General features: G+C 62.5%; 28 protein-coding genes. 26 read left to right on the top strand and 2 right to left on the bottom strand.

Going from position 1 to position 20638, the window contains the following annotated elements:
* Positions 1-111 precede the first annotated feature (111 nt).
* The gene (rpoC, locus tag FJ953_RS23750) at positions 112-4308 is read left to right on the top strand and encodes a DNA-directed RNA polymerase subunit beta' (RefSeq protein ID WP_140625165.1); all 4197 of its coding nucleotides are present in this window, start codon (positions 112-114) and stop codon (positions 4306-4308) included.
* Between the two features lie 85 nt (positions 4309-4393).
* Entirely contained in the window at positions 4394-5059 is a 666-nt protein-coding gene (locus FJ953_RS23745; protein ID WP_140625164.1) for an O-methyltransferase, read from the top strand.
* A gap of 49 nt (positions 5060-5108) precedes the next feature.
* Here the strand turns inward: FJ953_RS23745 and FJ953_RS23740 are convergent, their stop codons facing one another.
* On the bottom strand, positions 5109-6035 hold the full coding sequence (locus tag FJ953_RS23740; RefSeq protein WP_140561042.1) for a Gfo/Idh/MocA family oxidoreductase: 927 nt from the start codon (positions 6033-6035) through the stop codon (positions 5109-5111).
* A 164-nt stretch (positions 6036-6199) separates the two neighbouring features.
* Positions 6200-6481, bottom strand: a complete 282-nt coding sequence (locus tag FJ953_RS23735) for a transcriptional regulator (protein WP_140501636.1) — start codon at positions 6479-6481, stop codon at positions 6200-6202.
* A gap of 483 nt (positions 6482-6964) precedes the next feature.
* Here FJ953_RS23735 and rpsL point away from each other — a divergent pair, with 483 nt between their 5' ends.
* The 24 genes from rpsL to rpmD all read left to right on the top strand — a co-directional run bounded on the left by rpsL (position 6965) and on the right by rpmD (position 20638).
* The gene (gene rpsL, locus FJ953_RS23730) at positions 6965-7336 is read left to right on the top strand and encodes a 30S ribosomal protein S12 (RefSeq protein WP_006333356.1); all 372 of its coding nucleotides are present in this window, start codon (positions 6965-6967) and stop codon (positions 7334-7336) included.
* Between the two features lie 65 nt (positions 7337-7401).
* Positions 7402-7872, top strand: a complete 471-nt coding sequence (gene rpsG / locus FJ953_RS23725) for a 30S ribosomal protein S7 (protein WP_008875664.1) — start codon at positions 7402-7404, stop codon at positions 7870-7872.
* Positions 7873-7901: 29 nt separating this feature from the next.
* Complete coding sequence (gene fusA, locus FJ953_RS23720; RefSeq protein ID WP_140525521.1) at positions 7902-9992, top strand: elongation factor G; 2091 nt, start codon at positions 7902-7904, stop codon at positions 9990-9992.
* A 65-nt stretch (positions 9993-10057) separates the two neighbouring features.
* Positions 10058-11233 (top strand): elongation factor Tu, encoded by a 1176-nt coding sequence (gene tuf, locus FJ953_RS23715; RefSeq protein WP_140515452.1) that lies wholly within the window; start codon positions 10058-10060, stop codon positions 11231-11233.
* Between the two features lie 66 nt (positions 11234-11299).
* On the top strand, positions 11300-11608 hold the full coding sequence (gene rpsJ, locus FJ953_RS23710; protein WP_006205468.1) for a 30S ribosomal protein S10: 309 nt from the start codon (positions 11300-11302) through the stop codon (positions 11606-11608).
* Positions 11609-11669: 61 nt separating this feature from the next.
* Positions 11670-12398 (top strand): 50S ribosomal protein L3, encoded by a 729-nt coding sequence (gene rplC, locus FJ953_RS23705; protein ID WP_140501257.1) that lies wholly within the window; start codon positions 11670-11672, stop codon positions 12396-12398.
* Complete coding sequence (gene rplD, locus FJ953_RS23700) at positions 12398-13018, top strand: 50S ribosomal protein L4 (protein WP_140501259.1); 621 nt, start codon at positions 12398-12400, stop codon at positions 13016-13018. The genes rplC and rplD overlap by 1 nt, the downstream gene beginning before the upstream one ends.
* Positions 13015-13308: a 50S ribosomal protein L23 gene (locus FJ953_RS23695; protein ID WP_006205465.1), complete on the top strand. Its 294-nt coding sequence runs from the start codon at positions 13015-13017 to the stop codon at positions 13306-13308. Before rplD ends, FJ953_RS23695 begins: the two co-directional genes overlap by 4 nt.
* Positions 13309-13330: 22 nt before the next feature.
* Positions 13331-14164 carry a 50S ribosomal protein L2 gene (rplB, locus tag FJ953_RS23690; RefSeq protein WP_140501261.1) on the top strand — a complete coding sequence of 278 codons (834 nt, stop codon included), beginning with the start codon at positions 13331-13333 and terminating at the stop codon, positions 14162-14164.
* Between the two features lie 16 nt (positions 14165-14180).
* Positions 14181-14459 (top strand): 30S ribosomal protein S19, encoded by a 279-nt coding sequence (gene rpsS, locus FJ953_RS23685; RefSeq protein WP_006205463.1) that lies wholly within the window; start codon positions 14181-14183, stop codon positions 14457-14459.
* A gap of 2 nt (positions 14460-14461) precedes the next feature.
* The gene (gene rplV / locus FJ953_RS23680; RefSeq protein ID WP_006205462.1) at positions 14462-14851 is read left to right on the top strand and encodes a 50S ribosomal protein L22; all 390 of its coding nucleotides are present in this window, start codon (positions 14462-14464) and stop codon (positions 14849-14851) included.
* Positions 14851-15579: a 30S ribosomal protein S3 gene (rpsC, locus tag FJ953_RS23675; protein WP_140501263.1), complete on the top strand. Its 729-nt coding sequence runs from the start codon at positions 14851-14853 to the stop codon at positions 15577-15579. The genes rplV and rpsC overlap by 1 nt, the downstream gene beginning before the upstream one ends.
* A gap of 27 nt (positions 15580-15606) precedes the next feature.
* Positions 15607-16020 (top strand): 50S ribosomal protein L16, encoded by a 414-nt coding sequence (gene rplP, locus FJ953_RS23670; protein WP_027026963.1) that lies wholly within the window; start codon positions 15607-15609, stop codon positions 16018-16020.
* A 13-nt stretch (positions 16021-16033) separates the two neighbouring features.
* Positions 16034-16234: a 50S ribosomal protein L29 gene (gene rpmC / locus FJ953_RS23665; RefSeq protein ID WP_006205459.1), complete on the top strand. Its 201-nt coding sequence runs from the start codon at positions 16034-16036 to the stop codon at positions 16232-16234.
* 11 nt (positions 16235-16245) lie between these two features.
* Complete coding sequence (gene rpsQ, locus FJ953_RS23660) at positions 16246-16485, top strand: 30S ribosomal protein S17 (RefSeq protein ID WP_010909280.1); 240 nt, start codon at positions 16246-16248, stop codon at positions 16483-16485.
* Between the two features lie 85 nt (positions 16486-16570).
* On the top strand, positions 16571-16939 hold the full coding sequence (gene rplN, locus FJ953_RS23655) for a 50S ribosomal protein L14 (protein ID WP_006205457.1): 369 nt from the start codon (positions 16571-16573) through the stop codon (positions 16937-16939).
* 12 nt (positions 16940-16951) lie between these two features.
* Positions 16952-17266: a 50S ribosomal protein L24 gene (gene rplX / locus FJ953_RS23650; RefSeq protein ID WP_006205456.1), complete on the top strand. Its 315-nt coding sequence runs from the start codon at positions 16952-16954 to the stop codon at positions 17264-17266.
* Positions 17259-17837, top strand: coding sequence for a 50S ribosomal protein L5 (gene rplE, locus FJ953_RS23645; protein ID WP_140501265.1), 579 nt, complete (start codon positions 17259-17261; stop codon positions 17835-17837). The genes rplX and rplE overlap by 8 nt, the downstream gene beginning before the upstream one ends.
* Positions 17838-17864: 27 nt before the next feature.
* Positions 17865-18170, top strand: coding sequence for a 30S ribosomal protein S14 (gene rpsN / locus FJ953_RS23640; RefSeq protein WP_013895695.1), 306 nt, complete (start codon positions 17865-17867; stop codon positions 18168-18170).
* Positions 18171-18182: 12 nt separating this feature from the next.
* Positions 18183-18581: a 30S ribosomal protein S8 gene (gene rpsH / locus FJ953_RS23635; protein ID WP_006205453.1), complete on the top strand. Its 399-nt coding sequence runs from the start codon at positions 18183-18185 to the stop codon at positions 18579-18581.
* Positions 18582-18672: 91 nt separating this feature from the next.
* Positions 18673-19206, top strand: a complete 534-nt coding sequence (rplF, locus tag FJ953_RS23630; RefSeq protein WP_140501269.1) for a 50S ribosomal protein L6 — start codon at positions 18673-18675, stop codon at positions 19204-19206.
* 139 nt (positions 19207-19345) lie between these two features.
* Positions 19346-19705, top strand: a complete 360-nt coding sequence (gene rplR, locus FJ953_RS23625; RefSeq protein WP_140501271.1) for a 50S ribosomal protein L18 — start codon at positions 19346-19348, stop codon at positions 19703-19705.
* Positions 19706-19852: 147 nt separating this feature from the next.
* Positions 19853-20416, top strand: a complete 564-nt coding sequence (rpsE, locus tag FJ953_RS23620) for a 30S ribosomal protein S5 (RefSeq protein ID WP_006333394.1) — start codon at positions 19853-19855, stop codon at positions 20414-20416.
* A 24-nt stretch (positions 20417-20440) separates the two neighbouring features.
* Positions 20441-20638, top strand: coding sequence for a 50S ribosomal protein L30 (gene rpmD, locus FJ953_RS23615; protein WP_006205449.1), 198 nt, complete (start codon positions 20441-20443; stop codon positions 20636-20638).

Raw genomic sequence — 20638 nt, 5'->3', positions numbered from 1 at the left:
TCTCCCGCGACCGGGTGCACCAAATTCTTCGGCCGGTGGGCCGACCACTCAGCGGGCATTTGCCCCGCATCAGATGCAAGGGGTTTTCGAGGACCCCGAAAGGAGAACGGCATGAACCAAGAGGTCATGAATCTCTTCAATCCCCAGGCGCCGGCGCAGGTGTTCGATTCCATCCGGATATCGCTCGCCAGCCCTGAGAAGATTCTGTCCTGGTCGTTCGGCGAGATCAAGAAGCCGGAGACCATCAACTACCGCACCTTCAAGCCGGAGCGTGACGGTCTGTTCTGCGCGCGCATTTTTGGCCCGATCAAGGACTACGAGTGCCTGTGCGGCAAGTACAAGCGCATGAAGTACAAGGGCGTCATCTGCGAAAAGTGCGGTGTCGAAGTCACGCTGTCGCGCGTTCGCCGCGAGCGCATGGGCCATATCGAGCTGGCGGCACCCGTCGCCCATATCTGGTTCCTGAAGTCGCTGCCCTCGCGCATCGGCACGCTGCTCGACATGACCCTGAAGGACATCGAGCGCGTCCTCTACTTCGAGAACTACATCGTCACCGAACCCGGCCTCACCGCGCTGAAGGAGCACCAGCTGCTCAGCGAGGAAGAGTACATGATCGCCGTCGACGAATATGGCGAGGATAGCTTCACCGCCATGATCGGCGCCGAGGCCATTCATGACCTTCTGGCCGGCATGGACCTGGAGAAGATCGCCGGCGACCTGCGTTCGGAGCTGGCTTCGACCACGTCCGAGTTGAAGCAGAAGAAGTATCTGAAGCGGCTCAAGGTCGTCGAGAACTTCATGGAGTCCGGCAACCGTCCGGAATGGATGATCATGAAGGTGGTTCCGGTGATCCCGCCGGACCTGCGCCCGCTCGTCCCGCTGGACGGCGGACGTTTCGCGACGTCGGACCTCAACGATCTCTATCGACGCGTCATCAACCGCAACAACCGTCTGAAGCGGCTGATCGAGTTGCGTGCCCCCGGCATCATCGTGCGCAATGAAAAGCGCATGCTGCAGGAAGCCGTCGACGCGCTGTTCGACAACGGCCGCCGTGGCCGCGTCATCACCGGCGCCAACAAGCGTCCGCTGAAGTCGCTGTCGGATATGCTCAAGGGCAAGCAGGGCCGGTTCCGCCAGAACCTGCTCGGCAAGCGCGTCGACTATTCCGGCCGTTCGGTCATCGTCACCGGTCCGGAGCTCAAGCTGCACCAGTGCGGCCTGCCCAAGAAGATGGCGCTCGAACTGTTCAAGCCCTTCATCTACGCCCGCCTCGACGCGAAGGGTTACTCCTCGACCGTCAAGCAGGCGAAGAAGCTGGTCGAGAAGGAGCGTCCGGAAGTCTGGGATATCCTCGACGAGGTCATCCGCGAGCATCCGGTGCTCTTGAACCGCGCGCCGACGCTGCACCGCCTCGGCATCCAGGCGTTCGAGCCGATCCTGATCGAAGGCAAGGCGATCCAGCTGCATCCGCTGGTCTGCACGGCCTTCAACGCCGACTTCGACGGCGACCAGATGGCGGTCCACGTGCCGCTGTCGCTGGAAGCGCAGTTGGAAGCCCGCGTGCTGATGATGTCGACCAACAACATCCTGCACCCGGCTTCCGGCGCGCCGATCATCGTGCCGTCGCAGGACATGGTTCTGGGTCTCTACTACCTCTCGATCGTCAACCAGAACGAGCCGGGCGAGGGCATGGTGTTTGCCGACATGGGCGAACTCCAGCACGCGCTCGAGACCAGGGCGGTGACCCTGCACGCCAAGATCAAGGGCCGCTTCCGTTCGGTCGACGCCGAGGGCAAGGTCGTGTCGAAGATCTACGACACCACGCCTGGCCGCATGATCATCGGCGAGCTTCTGCCGAAGAACGTCAACGTGCCTTACGAGACCGCCAACCAGGAGATGACCAAGAAGAACATCTCCAAGATGATCGACACCGTCTACCGCCATTGCGGTCAGAAGGAGACGGTCATTTTCTGCGATCGCATCATGGCGCTCGGTTTCGCCCATGCCTGCCGCGCCGGCATTTCGTTCGGCAAGGACGACATGCTGATCCCGGATACCAAGATCAAGCTGGTGTCGGACACCGAGGCCTTGGCCAAGGAATACGAGCAGCAGTACAATGACGGCCTGATCACGCAGGGCGAGAAGTACAACAAGGTCGTCGACGCCTGGGCCAAGTGCTCGGAAAAGGTCGCCGACGAAATGATGGCCCGCATCAAGGCGGTCGAGTTCGAGGACAATGGTCGTCAGAAGCCGATGAACTCGATCTACATGATGTCGCACTCCGGTGCGCGCGGCTCGCCCACCCAGATGCGCCAGCTCGCCGGCATGCGCGGCCTGATGGCCAAGCCGTCGGGTGAAATCATCGAGACGCCGATCATCTCGAACTTCAAGGAAGGCCTGACCGTGCTCGAGTACTTCAACTCGACCCACGGCGCCCGCAAGGGTCTGGCGGACACCGCCCTGAAGACGGCGAACTCGGGCTATCTCACCCGTCGTCTGGTCGACGTGGCGCAGGACTGCATCGTCAACTCCGTGGACTGCGGCACCGACAAGGGCCTCACCATGCAGCCGATCGTCGATGCCGGTCAGGTCGTCGCTTCGGTCGGCCAGCGCGTGCTGGGTCGCACCGCGCTCGACGACATCAACCATCCGGTGACCGGCGAATTGTTGGTCAAGGCCGGAACGCTGATGGACGAGCGCGACGTGGAGCAGATCGAGAAGGCCGGCGTGCAGTCGGTCCGCATCCGCTCGGCGCTGACTTGCGAAGTCAGGGTCGGCGTCTGCGCAGTCTGCTACGGACGCGATCTGGCCCGGGGCACCCCGGTCAACCAGGGCGAGGCCGTCGGCGTCATCGCGGCGCAGTCGATCGGCGAGCCGGGCACCCAGCTCACCATGCGTACCTTCCACATGGGCGGTACGGCGCAGGTGGTGGATAGCTCGTTCCTTGAAGCCTCCTATGAGGGCAAGGTCGAGATCCGCAACCGCAACGTGGTGCGCAACTCGGACGGCCAGCAGATGGTCATGGGCCGCAACATGGCGGTGCTGATCCTCGACGAGGCCGGCAAGGAGCGCGCCACGCACCGCGTCACCTATGGTTCGCGCATCTTCGTGGACGATGGCGACAAGGTGAAGCGCGGCCAGCGCATCGCCGAATGGGATCCTTACACCCGCCCCATCCTCACCGAAATCGAGGGCAAGGTGGCGTTCGAGGATCTGGTCGACGGCATTTCCGTCCAGGAAACGGCCGACGAGTCGACCGGCATCACCAAGCGCGAGGTCATCGACTGGCGTTCGACGCCGCGCGGCAACGACCTGAAGCCGGCGATCGTCGTTCAGGACGCCAAGGGCAAGGTCGGCAAGCTGTCGAAGGGCGGCGATGCCCGCTTCCTGCTCTCGGTCGAGGCCATTCTCTCGGTCGAGCCGGGTGCTCAGGTTCGTCCCGGCGACGTCCTGGCGCGTATCCCGATGGAAAGCGCCAAGACCAAGGACATCACCGGCGGTCTGCCGCGTGTTGCCGAGCTGTTCGAGGCCCGTCGTCCGAAGGATCACGCCATCATCGCAGAGATCGATGGTACGATCCGCTTCGGCCGCGACTACAAGAACAAGCGCCGCATCATCATCGAGCCGCATGACTCGACGCTTGAGCCTGTCGAATACCTGATCCCGAAGGGCAAGCCGTTCCATCTCCAGGACGGCGACGTCATCGAAAAGGGCGACTACATCCTCGACGGCAATCCGGCGCCGCACGACATCCTGGCGATCAAGGGCGTGGAGGCGCTTGCGTCCTACCTCGTCAACGAGATCCAGGAGGTCTACCGTCTGCAGGGCGTGTCGATCAACGACAAGCACATCGAGGTGATCGTTCGCCAGATGCTGCAGAAGGTCGAGATCACCACGCAGGGCGACTCGACCTATATTCCGGGCGACCACGTCGACGTGATCGAACTGGAAGAGGTCAACGAGCGCCTGGTCGAGGACGGCAAGAAGCCGGCCGAAGGCCAGCCGGTGCTGCTCGGCATCACCAAGGCCTCGCTGCAGACGCCGTCCTTCATCTCGGCCGCCTCCTTCCAGGAGACGACCAGGGTGCTGACGGAAGCCGCGGTTGCCGGCAAGACCGACATGCTGCAGGGCTTGAAGGAAAACGTCATCGTCGGCCGGCTGATCCCGGCCGGTACCGGCGGCACGATGAGCCAGATCCGCCGCATCGCCACCTCGCGCGACGAACTGATCATCGACGAGCGCCGCAAGGCCTCCGGTGTCGAAGTCGCCGAGCCGATGCTGGCCGACATGACAACCGCCGCGCAGTAGGCGCGGCGGCAAGAAATCTCAGGCAACAAGGCCGCCGGGGCAACCCGGCGGCCTTTTCGTTTCAACGAACAATCGAGGAAGGCAGATGAGCACGAAAACCTGGACGGCTGTCGATAACTACATCGTTTCCTCGCTCTTCGAGGCGGATCCCGTTCTCGACGCGGTCCTGGCGGCCAACCGCGACGGTGGCTTGCCGGCGATCGACGTCTCGGCGACGCAAGGAAAGCTGCTCTCGCTGCTGGTGCGCATTCGCGGCGCGAAAAAGGTGCTCGAGATTGGTACGCTGGGCGGTTATTCCACCATCTGGATGGCGCGGGGATTGCCGGCCGGCGGAAAAATCGTGACGCTCGAACTCGATCCGCACCACGCCAAGGTCGCGCGTTCGAATTTCGAGCGGGCAGGGGTTTCCGAACAGGTCGATCTGCGGGTCGGGCCTGCGCTGCAGTCGCTCGCTGCGCTGGGGGCCGAAGACGCCGGGCCGTTCGACCTCGTTTTCATCGACGCCGACAAGCCTAACAACCCCAACTATCTCTCCTGGGCCATGCGGCTGTCGCGCTCGGGAACGGTCATCGTCTGCGACAACGTCATTCGCGACGGCACGGTGCTCGACGAGGATGGTCGCGACGCCAACGTCGAAGGTGCACGCGCGGCGTTCTCCTTCATCGGCGGCGACAAGCGCCTGGACGGCACCGCGATCCAGACTGTCGGCGCCAAGGGCTATGACGGGTTCGCCATAGCGATTGTCGATTGAGTTGTTGCGATAGGCGGACCGGATCCGCGATCCGGGCGACAGTCGCTATTCAGTCGAAGAACGCCTCGACCACATTGCGCTTGCCGAGCATGAAGGCGTCGGCGACATGCTGGAGGGGCGCGAGATCGACATCGGAAGTGCCGGCGCGCACGATTTCGGCGAAACGCCTGTAGAGTTCAGGATATTCCGATTCCGGTTCTTCATGGACGACGCGGCCGTCGATGGAGAGTTTCGAGCCACCGCCCGAGAGCACCATCTTGCCGGCATCGGTATCGGCGAGAATGTCCCAGCTCTGCGGCCCGGTCTGGAGCCAATCCAGATCCATCGTCACCGCCGACCCGTTCGCCGCGCGGAAGGCGACCTGGGCGGCGATCGGCGCGTCGCGGTTCTCCGGGAAGTCGAGCGCGGCCGAGGTGATGTACATGGCGGGCAGGATGTAGGTCGCGATCGACAGCGCGTTGATGCCTGGATCGAAGACGCCGAAGCCGCCTGGCTGCCAGATCCAGTCCTGGTTCGGGTGCCAGCGGCGCACGTCTTCCTTCCAGACGATTGCCGCTGATTTGATTTGCGTCGCGGCCAAAAAAGTCCGTGCCGCTTCAACCGCCGGCGCATAGCGCGAATGCCAACTGGCGAACAGCGACACGCCCTGTTTCGTCGCCAGCGCCTTCAGGTCCTCGACCTCGCTGACCGTGGCGCCGGGCGGCTTTTCCAGGAACACGTGCTTCTTCGCCTCGAGCGCGGTGCGCGCCGCAGCGTAGCGGAATTGCGGCGGCATGCAGAGTGAGACGGCGTCGAGTTCGGGAACGGCGCCAAGCATCGTCTCGATATCGGGAAAATTATGGATGTCCTCAACCTTGCCATGCCGGCTGGCAGCGGCGATCAGCCGGTAGTCCCGGTCCTTGGCGAGCGCCGGAAGGTGTTGGTCGCGGACGATCTTGCCGACACCGACAATACCTATCTTGATGGGCTGGGACACGGCCGCTCCGTCTGTGGATGATGGTGAGCGCTTCTTATCAGAACACTTGCCCCGGACAAGCCGAAGCCGAAAGGTCAACTCCGTCTTTGCCGGAGCTGCAGCGTGGGCCTTTCACTCGTTGGAAGGCTTCAGCGGCGATTCGAACGGCAAGGGCCGGCACGCTTTCAGATCGGCACATCGAAGGTCACGATCGACACTTCGCCTTCGAGCGCGCCCTGGAAGGCCGAAAGATGCGGCTCCTCGTCGGGCTCGCCCTCCATGTCGCCGATCTGGTCGAGCTCGGCTTCGGCGTAACCCTCCGCCGCCAGCGATTCGAGCGCACGGCGCACCGCCGAATCGTCATCAGGCGCAACCAGCATGACGTGCACGCCTTCCGGCTTGCCGCCTTTTCTCTTCCACACCCGGCCGGTGATGATGGTGACCGGGCGTTCCTCGTTGTCGTTCACGGGCCGATTCCTTCGCGGCGAGGGGCTTTGACTGTTCATGCGGCTTTTTCGCATGAAGCCGCGCCGCGCAACAGCCAAAAGCCATTCACTTTGCTAAAGGCTTGGCACTTTCTTCCTCGCCCTTGCAAAATGACGAAAGAAAATTACATGCGGTTTACGCATGGCTGCCAAGCCCCGGCTTCAATGCAATATTTGCCGCTCCGGGGTTGACGGTACGCGGGCTTGCGAGTAGAAGCCGCCCAGTCAGAACCGATGTGAGGCTCTCCCTTCCGAAGCGACACGCTTTGGAGTTTGCCTCAAACAGGGTTCGTTTTACGAGCGAAAAGACATTTCCGGCGTGCACGAAGCGGTATCCGCTTCCTCTGCGATTTGTTCGGGCAAGACCGCAAGGCGCGGTTTGTGGCCCGAATTTGCGTATGGAAATGGCGCTTTGAGCGAGCCTTGACCGGCATGAGACACGGAATTGAGAGACAAGAGGGTTTAATGCCTACCGTCAACCAGCTGATCCGCAAGCCGCGCATTGCGCCGGTGAAGCGCAACAAGGTCCCGGCCATGCAGCAGAACCCGCAGAAGCGGGGCGTCTGCACGCGCGTCTACACAACGACGCCGAAGAAGCCGAACTCGGCGCTGCGCAAGGTGGCCAAGATCCGCCTGACCAATGGTTTCGAGGTGATCGGTTACATCCCCGGCGAAGGTCACAACCTTCAGGAGCACTCCGTGGTCATGATCCGCGGCGGCCGCGTCAAGGACCTTCCGGGTGTCCGTTACCACATCATCCGCGGCGTGCTCGACACGCAGGGTGTGAAGAACCGCAAGCAGCGCCGTTCGAAATACGGTGCCAAGCGTCCGAAGTAAGGTTTTCCGGCTTCGGCGCTTTTTTGACTGCGCGCCGGGCTATGAGAGATTGAGAGACAAAAGCCATGTCCCGTCGTCACAGTGCAGAAAAGCGTGAGATCAATCCGGACCCCAAGTTCGGCGATCTGATCGTCACCAAGTTCATGAACGCCGTCATGTATGACGGCAAGAAGTCGGTTGCCGAGACCATCGTCTACGGCGCGCTCGACCAGGTCCAGTCGAAGACCAAGCAGGAGCCGGTCACCGTCTTCCATCAGGCGCTCGACAATGTCGCGCCGCATGTGGAAGTGCGTTCGCGTCGCGTCGGCGGCGCCACCTACCAGGTTCCGGTCGACGTGCGCCCCGAGCGCCGTCAGGCGCTGGCCATTCGTTGGCTGATCGCCGCGGCCCGCAACCGCAACGAGACCACCATGGTCGACCGCCTTTCCGGCGAGCTGATGGACGCGGCCAACAACCGCGGCACCGCCGTGAAGAAGCGTGAAGACACCCACAAGATGGCTGAAGCCAACCGCGCCTTCGCGCACTACCGCTGGTAAAGCGCGAAAGAGACTGAGAGGCAGTTACGATGGCCCGCGAATATAAAATCGAAGACTACCGCAATTTCGGTATCATGGCGCATATCGACGCCGGCAAGACGACGACCACCGAGCGCGTCCTCTATTACACGGGCAAGTCGCACAAGATCGGCGAAGTGCACGACGGCGCCGCGACCATGGACTGGATGGAGCAGGAGCAGGAGCGCGGCATCACGATTACGTCGGCCGCGACCACGACCTTCTGGAAGGGTCGTGACGGCAAGATGCACCGCTTCAACATCATCGACACGCCCGGACACGTCGACTTCACCATCGAGGTCGAGCGTTCGCTGCGCGTGCTTGACGGCGCCATCGCGCTGCTCGACGCCAATGCCGGTGTGGAGCCGCAGACGGAAACCGTCTGGCGCCAGGCCGACAAGTACCGCGTGCCGCGCATGATCTTCTGCAACAAGATGGACAAGACCGGCGCCGACTTCTACCGCTCGGTCGAGATGATCGGCTCGCGCCTTGGTGCGCAGGCTGTCGTCATGCAGCTGCCGATCGGCGCCGAGACCGAATTCAAGGGCGTTGTCGACCTGGTCGAGATGAACGCGCTGGTCTGGCGCGACGAGACGCTGGGCGCTGCCTGGGATGTCGTCGAGATCCCGGCCGACCTCAAGGCCCGCGCCGAGGAATACCGCGAGAAGATGATCGAGGCCGCCGTCGAGATGGACGAGACGGCTCTTGAAAACTACCTCGAAGGCAAGATGCCGTCGAATGACGAGATCCGCGCGCTGATCCGCAAAGGCACCATCGCGGTCAAGTTCTTCCCGATGTTCTGCGGCTCGGCATTCAAGAACAAGGGCGTGCAGCCTCTGCTCGACGCGGTCGTGGAATACCTGCCGTCGCCGGCCGATGTGCCCGCGATCAAGGGTGTCGATGCCAAGACCGACGCCGAGATCGAGCGTCACGCCGTCGACGACGAGCCGCTGTCGATGCTGGCGTTCAAGATTATGAACGACCCGTTCGTCGGTTCGCTGACCTTTGCCCGCATCTATTCGGGCAAGCTCACCAAGGGCATCTCGGTCGACAACACCGTGAAGGGCAAGAAAGAGCGCATCGGCCGCATGCTGCAGATGCATGCGAATTCCCGTGCCGACGTTGAAGAGGCCTATGCCGGCGACATCGTCGCTCTCGCAGGTCTCAAGGACACGACCACCGGCGACACGCTGTGCGATCCGCTTCATCCGGTCATCCTCGAGCGTATGGAATTCCCCGATCCGGTCATCCAGATCGCCATCGAGCCGAAGACCAAGAACGACCAGGAAAAGATGGGCCTCGCGCTGCATCGCCTGGCTGCCGAGGATCCGTCCTTCCGCGTCAAGACCGACGAGGAAAGCGGCCAGACCATCATTTCCGGCATGGGCGAGCTGCACCTCGACATCATCGTCGACCGCATGCGCCGCGAGTTCAAGGTCGAGGCCAATGTTGGTGCGCCGCAGGTGGCTTATCGCGAGACGATCACCCGCAGGCACGAGCAGGACTACACGCACAAGAAGCAGACCGGTGGTACCGGGCAGTTCGCCCGCGTGAAGATCGTGTTCGAGCCGAACCCCGATGGCGAGGATTTCGTGTTCGAATCCAAGATCGTCGGCGGCGCTGTGCCGAAGGAATACATCCCGGGTGTCGAGAAGGGCCTGCTGAGCAAGATGGGTTCCGGCCCGTTTGCCGGGTTCCCGATGATCGGCGTCAAGGCTACCTTGATCGACGGCGCTTTCCACGACGTCGACTCTTCGGTGCTCGCATTCGAAATCGCTTCCCGCGCTTGCTTTATGGAAGCTTCGCCGAAGCTCGGCGTGCAGCTGCTCGAGCCGATCATGAAGGTCGAGGTCGTGACGCCGGAAGATTATGTCGGCGGTGTCATCGGCGACCTCAACGGCCGTCGTGGCCAGATCCAGGGCCAGGAAGCCCGCGGCGTGGCAGTCGTCATCAACGCGATGGTGCCGCTCGCCAACATGTTCAAGTACGTCGACAATCTGCGCTCGATGAGCCAGGGCCGTGCGGCATACACGATGCAGTTCGACCATTACGAGCCGGTCCCGACCGCGGTCGCCCAGGAAGTCCAGAAGAAATACGCGTAACCCGGCAGGGTGCTGCGGCAACTTAATTAAGAGCCCGTACGGGCGAGCAGGAATGGAGACATCACATGGCAAAAGGTAAATTCGAGCGCACCAAGCCGCATGTGAACATCGGCACGATTGGCCACGTTGATCATGGCAAGACGTCTTTGACGGCAGCGATCACCAAGTATTTTGGCGAATACAAGCGCTATGACCAGATTGACGCGGCGCCGGAAGAGAAGGCGCGCGGCATCACGATCTCGACGGCTCACGTCGAGTACGAGACGGAGAACCGCCACTACGCCCACGTCGACTGCCCCGGCCACGCCGACTATGTGAAGAACATGATCACCGGTGCCGCGCAGATGGACGGCGCGATCCTGGTTGTGTCGGCCGCCGACGGCCCGATGCCGCAGACCCGCGAGCACATCCTTTTGGCCCGCCAGGTCGGCGTGCCGTCGATCGTGGTGTTTTTGAACAAGGTCGACCAGGTCGACGATGCCGAGCTGCTTGAGCTGGTCGAGCTCGAGGTTCGCGAATTGCTGACCAAGAACGAGTTCCCCGGCGACGACATTCCGATCGTCAAGGGTTCGGCGCTGGCGGCTCTGGAAGATTCGGACAAGAAGATCGGCGAGGACGCGATCCGCGAGCTGATGGCTCAGGTCGACGCCTACATCCCGACGCCGGTTCGTCCGCTCGACAAGCCGTTCCTGATGCCGATCGAGGACGTGTTCTCGATCTCGGGCCGCGGCACGGTCGTGACCGGTCGCGTCGAGCGCGGCGTGGTCAAGGTCGGCGAGGAGCTGGAGATCATCGGCATTCGTCCGACCACCAAGACGACCTGCACGGGCGTCGAGATGTTCCGCAAGCTGCTCGACCAGGGCCAGGCGGGCGACAACATCGGCGCGCTGCTGCGCGGTGTCGACCGTGAAGGTGTCGAGCGCGGCCAGGTTCTGGCCAAGCCCGGTTCGGTGAAGCCGCACAAGAAGTTCGTGGCCGAAGCCTACATCCTGACCAAGGACGAGGGTGGCCGTCACACGCCGTTCTTCACCAACTACCGTCCGCAGTTCTACTTCCGCACCACCGACGTGACCGGCATCGTGTCGCTGCCGGCCGGCACCGAGATGGTGATGCCTGGCGACAACATCACGGTCGACGTCGAGCTGATCGTGCCGATCGCCATGGAAGAGAAGCTGCGCTTCGCCATCCGTGAAGGCGGCCGCACCGTCGGTGCCGGCATCGTCGTCACCATTAAAGAGTAATTTGGACTTAAACCGATCTGTCGCGGGCGCGGGTGCCCGCGCCGCGCCAGAACAAGGAAGTGACGCATGAACGGACAGAATATCCGCATCCGCCTGAAGGCGTTTGATCACCGGGTGCTCGACGCCTCGACGCGCGAAATCGTGTCGACGGCCAAGCGCACCGGTGCCAACGTCCGCGGCCCCATTCCGCTGCCGACGCGGATCGAAAAGTTCACGGTCAACCGGTCGCCTCACGTCGACAAGAAGAGCCGCGAGCAGTTCGAGATGCGCACGCACAAGCGTCTGCTCGATATCGTCGATCCGACCCCGCAGACCGTCGATGCTTTGATGAAGCTCGATCTGGCCGCCGGTGTCGACGTCGAGATCAAGCTCTAAGGGAATGAGAGCGCGGTAAGGGGCGGTGCCCCTGGCCCGGAACTCTAAAGGAATTGAACCGATGCGTTCAGGTGTGATTGCAAAGAAGGTGGGAATGACCCGCATCTACAACGATGCCGGGGAACATGTTCCCGTCACCGTTCTCCAGATGGAGAACTGCCAGGTCGTGGCGCAGCGCACGCAGGAGAAGAATGGCTACACCGCCGTTCAGCTCGGCGTTGGCCTTGCCAAGGTGAAGAACACGTCGAAGGCGATGCGCGGCCATTTCGCGACCGCTTCCGTCGAGCCGAAGGCCAAGCTTGCCGAGTTCCGCGTCTCCGCCGACAACATGATCGATGTCGGCGCCGAGATCACCGTCGAGCATTTCGTCGCCGGCCAGAAGGTCGACGTCACCGGCACGACGATCGGCAAGGGTTTCCAGGGCGTCATCAAGCGCCACCACATGGGTGGTGGCCGCGCGACCCACGGTAACTCGGTCTCGCACCGGACGCACGGCTCGACCGGCCAGCGCCAGGACCCCGGCAAGGTGTTCAAGGGCAAGAAGATGGCCGGCCACATGGGCGACACGCGCGTCACCACGCAGAACGTCGAGATCGTCTCGACCGATGCCGACCGCGGCCTGATCCTGATCCGCGGCGCGGTTCCCGGGTCGAAGGGTGCGTGGATCCTGGTTCGCGACGCCGCCAAGGTGGCGCTTCCGGCCAATGCGCCGAAGCCCGCCGCGATCCGCCCAGTTGCTGCCGGTATGGGCACGAAGAATGAGGCTCCGGCCACAGAGGGAGCGGAATAATGGATCTCAAGATCACAACGCTGGGCGGCAAGGACGCCGGCAAGGTGAAACTCTCCGAGGAGATTTTCGGCCTTGATCCGCGCGAGGACATTTTGCAGCGCGTCGTGCGCTGGCAGCTCGCCAAGAAGCAGCAGGGCACGCACAAGGCCAAGGGCCGCGCCGAGATCGCGCGCACCGGCGCCAAGATGTACAAACAGAAGGGTACGGGCCGCGCCCGTCACCATTCGGCACGCGCTCCGCAGTTCCGCGGCGGCGGCAAGGCTCACGGCCCGGTCGTTCGCAGCCACGAGCACGAGCTGCCGAAGAAGGTCCGCGCGCTCGGCCTCAAGCATGCTCTCTCGGCCAAGGCCAAGAGCGCGTCGATCATCGTCATCGACGAGCTGAAGCTGACCGAGGCAAAGACCAAGGCGCTGATCGCGAATTTCGCGACGCTGGGCCTGACGAACGCCCTGGTGATTGGTGGCGCCGAGCTCGACCGGAACTTCAAGCTGGCCGCGACCAACATCCCGAACATCGACGTGCTGCCCATCCAGGGCATCAACGTCTACGACATTCTGCGCCGCGGCACGCTGGTCCTTTCGAAGGCCGCCGTCGAGGCTCTCGAGGAGCGCTTTAAATGACCGACCTTCGTCACTACGACGTAATCGTCAGCCCGGCGATCACCGAAAAGTCGACCATGGCTTCCGAGCAGAACCAGGTCGTCTTCAACGTCGCCAAGAAGGCGTCGAAGCCGGAAATCAAGGCCGCCGTTGAAGCGCTGTTCGGCGTCAAGGTGATGGCCGTGAACACGCTTGTCCGCAAGGGCAAGATCAAGCGCTTCCGCGGCACGATCGGCCGCCAGAGCGATGTCAAGAAGGCGGTAGTGACGCTGGCCGACGGCCAGTCGATCGACGTCGCGACGGGTCTCTGAGCAAGGCCGCGAGGACAGGACAATGGCACTTAAAAAATTCAACCCGATAACGCCGAGCACCCGTCAGCTGGTCATCGTCGACCGCTCGGGCCTCTACAAGGGCAAGCCCGTCAAGGGTCTGACCGAGGGCCTGACCAAGTCGGGCGGCCGTAACAATTACGGCCGCATCACTGCACGCTTCATCGGCGGCGGTCACAAGCGTTCGTACCGCATCATCGATTTCAAGCGCCGCAAGTTCGACGTCGTCGGCACGGTCGAGCGCATTGAATACGATCCGAACCGCACCGCCTTCATCGCGCTGATCAAGTATGACGATGGCGAGCTGTCCTACATCATCGCTCCGCAGCGCCTTGCCGCCGGCGACAAGATCGTGGCTGGCGAAGCGGTCGACGTGAAGCCGGGCAATGCGATGCCGCTGGCCTCGATGCCGGTCGGCACGATCGTCCACAACATCGAGCTGAAGCCGGGCAAGGGCGCCCAGGTCGCCCGTTCGGCTGGCGGTTACGCCCAGCTCGTCGGTCGCGACCAGGGCATGGCGATCCTGCGCCTCAACTCGGGCGAGCAGCGTGTCGTTCACGGCTCCTGCATGGCCACCGTCGGTGCGGTGTCCAACCCGGACCACGGCAACATCAACGACGGCAAGGCCGGCCGCACGGTTTGGCGTGGCAAGCGCCCGCACAATCGCGGCGTGACCATGAACCCGGTCGACCACCCGCATGGCGGTGGTGAAGGCCGCACCTCCGGTGGCCGCCATCCGGTCTCGCCGTGGGGCAAGCCGACCAAGGGCAAGAAGACGCGGTCCAACAAGGCGACCGACAAGTTCATCCTGCGCTCGCGCCATCAGCGCAAGAGCTAAGAAGAGGTAACGCCAAGTGACTCGTTCTATTTGGAAAGGCCCCTTCATCGACGGCTACCTTCTCAAGAAGGTGGACAAGGTTCGTGAAGGTGGTCGCAATGAGGTGATCAAGATGTGGAGCCGTCGCTCCACCATCCTGCCGCAGTTCGTCGGCTTCACCTTCGGTGTCTACAACGGCCAGAAGCATGTTCCCGTCTCGGTGAACGAGGACATGGTCGGTCACAAGTTCGGTGAATTCGCTCCGACGCGGACCTATTACGGTCACGGCGCGGATAAGAAGGCGAAGAGGAAATAATCATGGGCAAGGCCAAAGCTCCGCGCAGGCTTGCTGACAACGAAGCGCGCGCCGTACTGCGCACGATCCGTATCAGCCCGCAGAAGCTGAACCTGGTTGCCGCGCTGATCCGCGGCAAGAAGGTCGCGACAGCGCTTTCCGACCTGGAATTCTCGGCCAAGCGGATTTCCGGCACGGTCAAGAAGACGCTGGAATCGGCGATCGCCAACGCGGAAAACAACCACGACCTCGACGTCGATGCGCTGATCGTGGCGGAAGCCTATGTCGGCAAGTCGATCGTCATGAAGCGGTTCCATGCCCGGGGCCGTGGTCGCGCCAGCCGTATCGAGAAGCCGTTCTCGCACCTCACGATCGTCGTTCGTGAAGTCGAAGAAAAAGGGGAGGCCGCATAATGGGCCAGAAAGTCAATCCGATCGGTCTTCGCCTCGGCATCAACCGCACCTGGGATTCGCGCTGGTTCGCGAACACCGGCGAGTACGGCAAGCTGCTGCATGAGGACATCAAGATCCGCAAGTACCTCGAGAAGGAGCTCAAGCAGGCTGCCATCTCGAAGGTCGTGATCGAGCGTCCGCACAAGAAGTGCCGCGTCACCATCCATGCCGCGCGCCCGGGTCTGATCATCGGCAAGAAGGGCGCCGACATCGAGAAGCTTCGCAAGAAGCTGATGGAGATGACCAAGTCCGAGACGCACCTCAACATCGTCGAAGTGCGCAAGCCGGAGATCGACGCGACCCTGGTCGCGCAGTCGATCGCCCAGCAGCTCGAGCGCCGCATCGCGTTCCGCCGTGCCATGAAGCGTGCCGTGCAGTCGGCGATGCGCCTCGGTGCCGAAGGCATCCGCATCAACTGCTCGGGCCGTCTCGGCGGCGCCGAAATCGCGCGCATGGAATGGTACCGTGAAGGCCGCGTGCCGCTGCACACGCTGCGCGCCGATGTCGACTACGGCACGGCCGAGGCGAATACGGCGTACGGCATCTGCGGCGTCAAGGTGTGGGTGTTCAAGGGCGAGATCCTCGAGCACGACCCGATGGCTTCGGAGCGCCGCGCGACCGAGGGCGATCATGCGCATGGCGGTGGTGGTGGTGATCGCGAACGCGGTCGTCGTCGCGAAAACGCCTGAGACATTTAGGAATTTGGAGTTAGAACGATGCTGCAGCCAAAGCGCACAAAGTTCCGCAAGCAGTTCAAGGGCCGCATCCACGGTACCGCCAAGGGCGGCACCAACCTGGATTTCGGTGGTTTCGGGCTGAAGGCGCTTGAGCCGAACCGCGTCACCGCGCGCGAGATCGAAGCGGCCCGCCGCGCGATCACCCGCGAGATGAAGCGCGCCGGCCGTGTCTGGATCCGTATTTTCCCGGATCTGCCGGTCACCTCGAAGCCGACCGAAGTCCGCATGGGCAAGGGCAAGGGCGCGGTCGACTACTGGGCGGCGCGCGTCAAGCCGGGCCGGATCATGTTCGAGATCGACGGCGTCAATGAAGAAACCGCCCGTGAGGCACTGCGTCTCGGCGCGGCCAAGCTCTCGGTCAGGACGCGCTTCGTACAGCGCATCGCAGAATAAGGACGGGCTGATCATGAAAGCCGAAGACATCCGGACCAAGACCCAGGACCAGCTGACCGACGACCTGGCCAGCCTGAAGAAGGAGCAGTTCAACCTGCGCTTCCAGAAGGCGACCGGCCAGCTCGAAAAGACCGCGCGCGTGAGGCAGGTCCGCAAGGACATTGCGCGTATCAAGACCATCGCTGCGGAAAAGTCCGCGGCTAAGAAGGCTTAAGGACGAAAACCATGCCAAAGCGCATTCTGCAGGGCACCGTCGTCAGCGACAAGAACGAGAAGACGGTTGTCGTCAAGGTCGAACGGCGCTTCACCCATCCCGTGATGAAGAAGACCGTGCGCATGACCAAGAAGTACAAGGCGCACGACGAGAACAACGCCCACAAGGTTGGCGATCAGGTGTTCATCCAGGAATCGAAGCCGATTTCCAAGGACAAGCGCTGGATTGTCGTGTCTTCGGACCAAGCCTGATCTCTGGGCGTAAACAAACGAATTTTGGACAGACCGGGGAGGGGTGAAGAACCCGTCCCGTTAGAAAAGAAGAAGGCGGCCAGTCATGATTCAGATGCAAACAAACCTCGACGTCGCGGATAATTCCGGCGCCCGTCGTGTCATGTGCATCAAGGTGCTGGGCGGCTCGAAGCGGAAATACGCTTCCGTGGGCGACATCATCGTGGTGTCGATCAAGGAAGCCATCCCGCGCGGCCGCGTGAAGAAGGGCGATGTGATGAAGGCGGTCGTGGTTCGCACGGCCAAGGACATCCGCCGCCCGGACGGCAGCGTGATCCGTTTCGACAAGAACGCGGCCGTTCTCGTCGACAACAAGAAAGAGCCGATCGGCACGCGTATCTTCGGACCGGTTCCGCGCGAACTCCGCGCCAAGAACCACATGAAGATCATCTCGCTCGCGCCTGAAGTGCTGTAAGGAGCCGGACCAATGCAGAAGATTAGAAAAGGCGACAAGGTCGTCGTGCTGGCTGGCAAGGACAAGGGCCGTTCGGGCGAAGTCCTGTCGGTTCAGCCGAAGGACGACACCGCGCTGGTGCGCGGCGTCAACATGATCCGTCGTCACCAGAAGCAGTCCCAGTCCCAAGAGGGCGGGATCATCACCAAGGAAGCGCCGATCCAGCTGTCGAACATCGCGCTGGCCGACCCCAAGGATGGCAAGCCGACCCGCGTCGGCTTCATCTTCCAGAAGGACGGCAAGAAGGTGCGCGTCGCCAAGCGCTCGGGAGAAGTCATCAATGGCTAAGGCTCAAACCAAGCAGGCGACTGCCCAGAACACGCCGCGCCTCAAGCAGGTCTACAACGATACCATCCGCAAGGCCTTGCAGGAGCAGTTCGGTTACGACAACGAGATGCAGGTTCCGCGCATCGACAAGATCGTGCTGAACATGGGCGTTGGCGAAGCGACCGGCGATTCGAAGAAGCCTTCGATCGCGGCCGAGGATCTGGCGATGATCGCCGGCCAGAAGGCCGTCGTCACCCGCGCCCGCAATTCGATCGCGGGCTTCAAGGTCCGCGAGAAGATGCCGATCGGCGCCAAGGTCACGCTGCGCAAGGAACGCATGTACGAGTTCCTTGACCGCCTCGTGAACATCGCGCTGCCGCGCGTCCGCGACTTCCGCGGACTGAATCCGAAGAGCTTCGATGGCCGTGGCAACTACGCCATGGGCATCAAGGAACACATCGTGTTCCCGGAGATCAACTACGACAAGGTTGATCAGATCTGGGGCATGGACGTCATCGTTTGTACGACTGCGAAGACGGACGACGAAGCCAGGGCACTGCTCAAGGCCTTCAACTTCCCCTTCCGCCAGTAACGGCAGCGAGAAAAGGAAAAATCTGAAATGGCAAAGACCAGCTCAGTCGAGAAGAACAACAGGCGCCGCAAGCTTGCCGACCAGTACGGTCCCAAGCGCGCTGCCCTGAAGGCGATCATCATGGACCAGTCCAAGCCGATGGAAGAGCGCTTCCGCGCTCAGCTCAAGCTTGCCGCCATGCCGCGCAACTCGGCCAAGATCCGCATCCGCAACCGCTGCGAAGTCACCGGCCGCCCGCGTGCCTATTATCGCAAGCTCAAAGTATCGCGCATCGCGCTTCGTGATCTCGGCAATAACGGCCAGATCCCGGGCCTGGTCAAGTCGAGCTGGTAAGGAGGACATAACATGTCATTGAGCGATCCTCTCGGCGATATGCTGACCCGCATCCGCAACGCCTATGGCCGCAAGAAGTCGAGCGTGTCGACGCCGGCCTCGCGTCTGCGCACCCGCGTCCTCGACGTGCTGAAGGCTGAAGGCTATATCCGCGACTACAGCCAGACCGACTTCGACAACGGCAAGTCCGAAATCGAGATCGAGCTGAAGTATTTCGATGGAGCGCCGGTCGTGCGCGAAATCGCCCGCGTCTCGAAGCCGGGCCGCCGCGTTTACGTTTCGGCCAAGTCGATCCCGCATGTCGCCAACGGCCTCGGTATCGCCATCCTTTCGACGCCGAAGGGCGTGATGGCCGACCACGAAGCGCGCGAACAGAACGTCGGTGGCGAGATCCTCTGCCAGATCTTCTGATCCGGCAGCGTGATCCCGAAAAATGGAATCCGGTCTTCGGATCGTTCCGAAGACAGAGACCTGAAACAAGAGAAGTGACGAGGACAACAAAATGTCTCGTATTGGAAAGAAACCCGTTTCGCTGCCGCAGGGCGTGACCGCGACCGTCAACGGCCAGACCGTGACGGCGAAGGGCCCCAAGGGCGAGCTGAAGTTCGTGGTCAACGACGAAGTGCTGGTCAAGATGGAAGGCAGCGAGATAGCTGTCGAGCCGCGCGACCAGTCCAAGACCGCCCGCTCCAAGTGGGGCATGTCGCGCACGCAGATCGTCAACATCCTGCAGGGCGTCAAGGACGGCTTCGAGAAGAAGCTCGAGATCACCGGCGTCGGCTATCGCGCCGCCTTGCAGGGCAAGAACCTGCAGCTGGCGCTCGGCTTCAGCCACGACGTCGTCTACGAGACGCCGCAAGGCATCACCATCACCGTGCCGAAGCCGACCGAAATCACCGTGGCCGGCATCGACAAGCAGCAGGTCGGCCAGGTGGCTGCGGAAATCCGCGAATACCGTGGTCCCGAGCCCTACAAGGGCAAGGGCGTCCGCTACGCAGGCGAGAAGATCGTCCGCAAGGAAGGCAAGAAGAAGTAGTGGGTTTGGCCCCGGGAAGGTGCAGACTTTTCGGAAGGGGCCAAGCCAGGAAGTGTAACGCCGCGGGGAGCGGTCGCGGGAGGCGCTTTCGCCTACCGCACAGGGCGGCCCCCGTTTTCTGAAGGCAAGGAAGACCATCATGGGTACCAAGGAAGCCACTCAGCGCCGCGCGCAGCGCGTCCGCCGCCAGATCAAGAAGGTCGCCGGCGAGCGTCCGCGCCTGTCGGTTCACCGCACGTCGAAGAACATCTACGTCCAGGTCATCGACGACGCCAAGGGCCACACCATCGCTGCCGCCTCGACCCTCGAGAAGGACCTCAAGGGTTCGCTCAAGACCGGTGCAGATACCGCTGCCGCTGCCGCGATTGGCAAGCTGATCGCCGAGCGTGCCGCCAAGGCGGGAGTCAAGGAAGTCGTCTTCGACCGCGGCCCGTACATCTATCACGGCCGCGTCAAGGCGCTGGCCGAGGCGGCTCGTGAAGGCGGCTTGAGCTTCTAAGCCTGATCCGGACCGAAAGTCGGCAGAAAGTTGCAGACTTTTCGAAACGGATCATGCAAGGGAGTGATGATTTTCACCGTCGGCGACCCGCAATGAGGCGTCGGCATTCAGCAACCCGTGCTTCCGGAAAAGAACAAGGAACAGGATATGGCACAGGAACGTAGGGATGGCGGCCGCGGCCGCGATCGTGAAGAACGCGATGACGGCATGGTCGACAAGCTCGTCCACATCAACCGTGTCGCCAAGGTCGTCAAGGGCGGCCGCCGCTTCGGTTTTGCAGCACTCGTCGTCGTCGGCGACCAGAAGGGCCGCGTCGGCTTCGGTCACGGCAAGGCGCGCGAAGTGCCGGAAGCCATCCGCAAGGCAACCGAATCGGCCAAGCGCGACATGATCTTCGTGCCGCTGCGCTCGGGCCGCACGCTGCACCACGATGTCGAGGGACGCTGGGGCGCCGGCCGTGTTCTCCTGCGCGCCGCCAAGCAAGGTACCGGCATCATCGCCGGCGGCCCGATGCGTGCCGTCTTCGAGACGCTCGGCATGCATGACGTGGTCGCCAAGTCGATGGGTTCGTCGAACCCTTACAACATGGTTCGCGCCACTTTCGACGCGCTGAAGAGCCAGATGCATCCCAAGGATGTGGCTGCCGCGCGCGGCATCAAGTATTCGACCCTTCAGGCCCGCCGCGGCACCGCCGTCGCGGCTGAAGAATAGTCGATCTGACCAGGGATTTTGACCATGGCCAAGAAAGCAACCAAGACCATCACCGTTGAGCAGATCGGCTCGCCGATCCGTCGCCCGAAGGAACAGCGCGCGACGCTGGTCGGCCTCGGCCTCAACAAGATGCACAAGCAGCGCACGCTGGAAGATACGCCTTCCGTGCGCGGCATGATCGCTGCCGTCCAGCATCTCGTCCGCGTCGTGGACGAGGGCTGA

The organism is Mesorhizobium sp. B2-3-6 (genome assembly GCF_006442305.1).
In the GTDB taxonomy this organism is placed as follows: Bacteria; Pseudomonadota; Alphaproteobacteria; order Rhizobiales; family Rhizobiaceae; genus Mesorhizobium.
The sequence above is the reverse complement of the archived record's forward strand: the minus strand, read 5'-3'. Positions and strand labels throughout refer to the sequence as shown.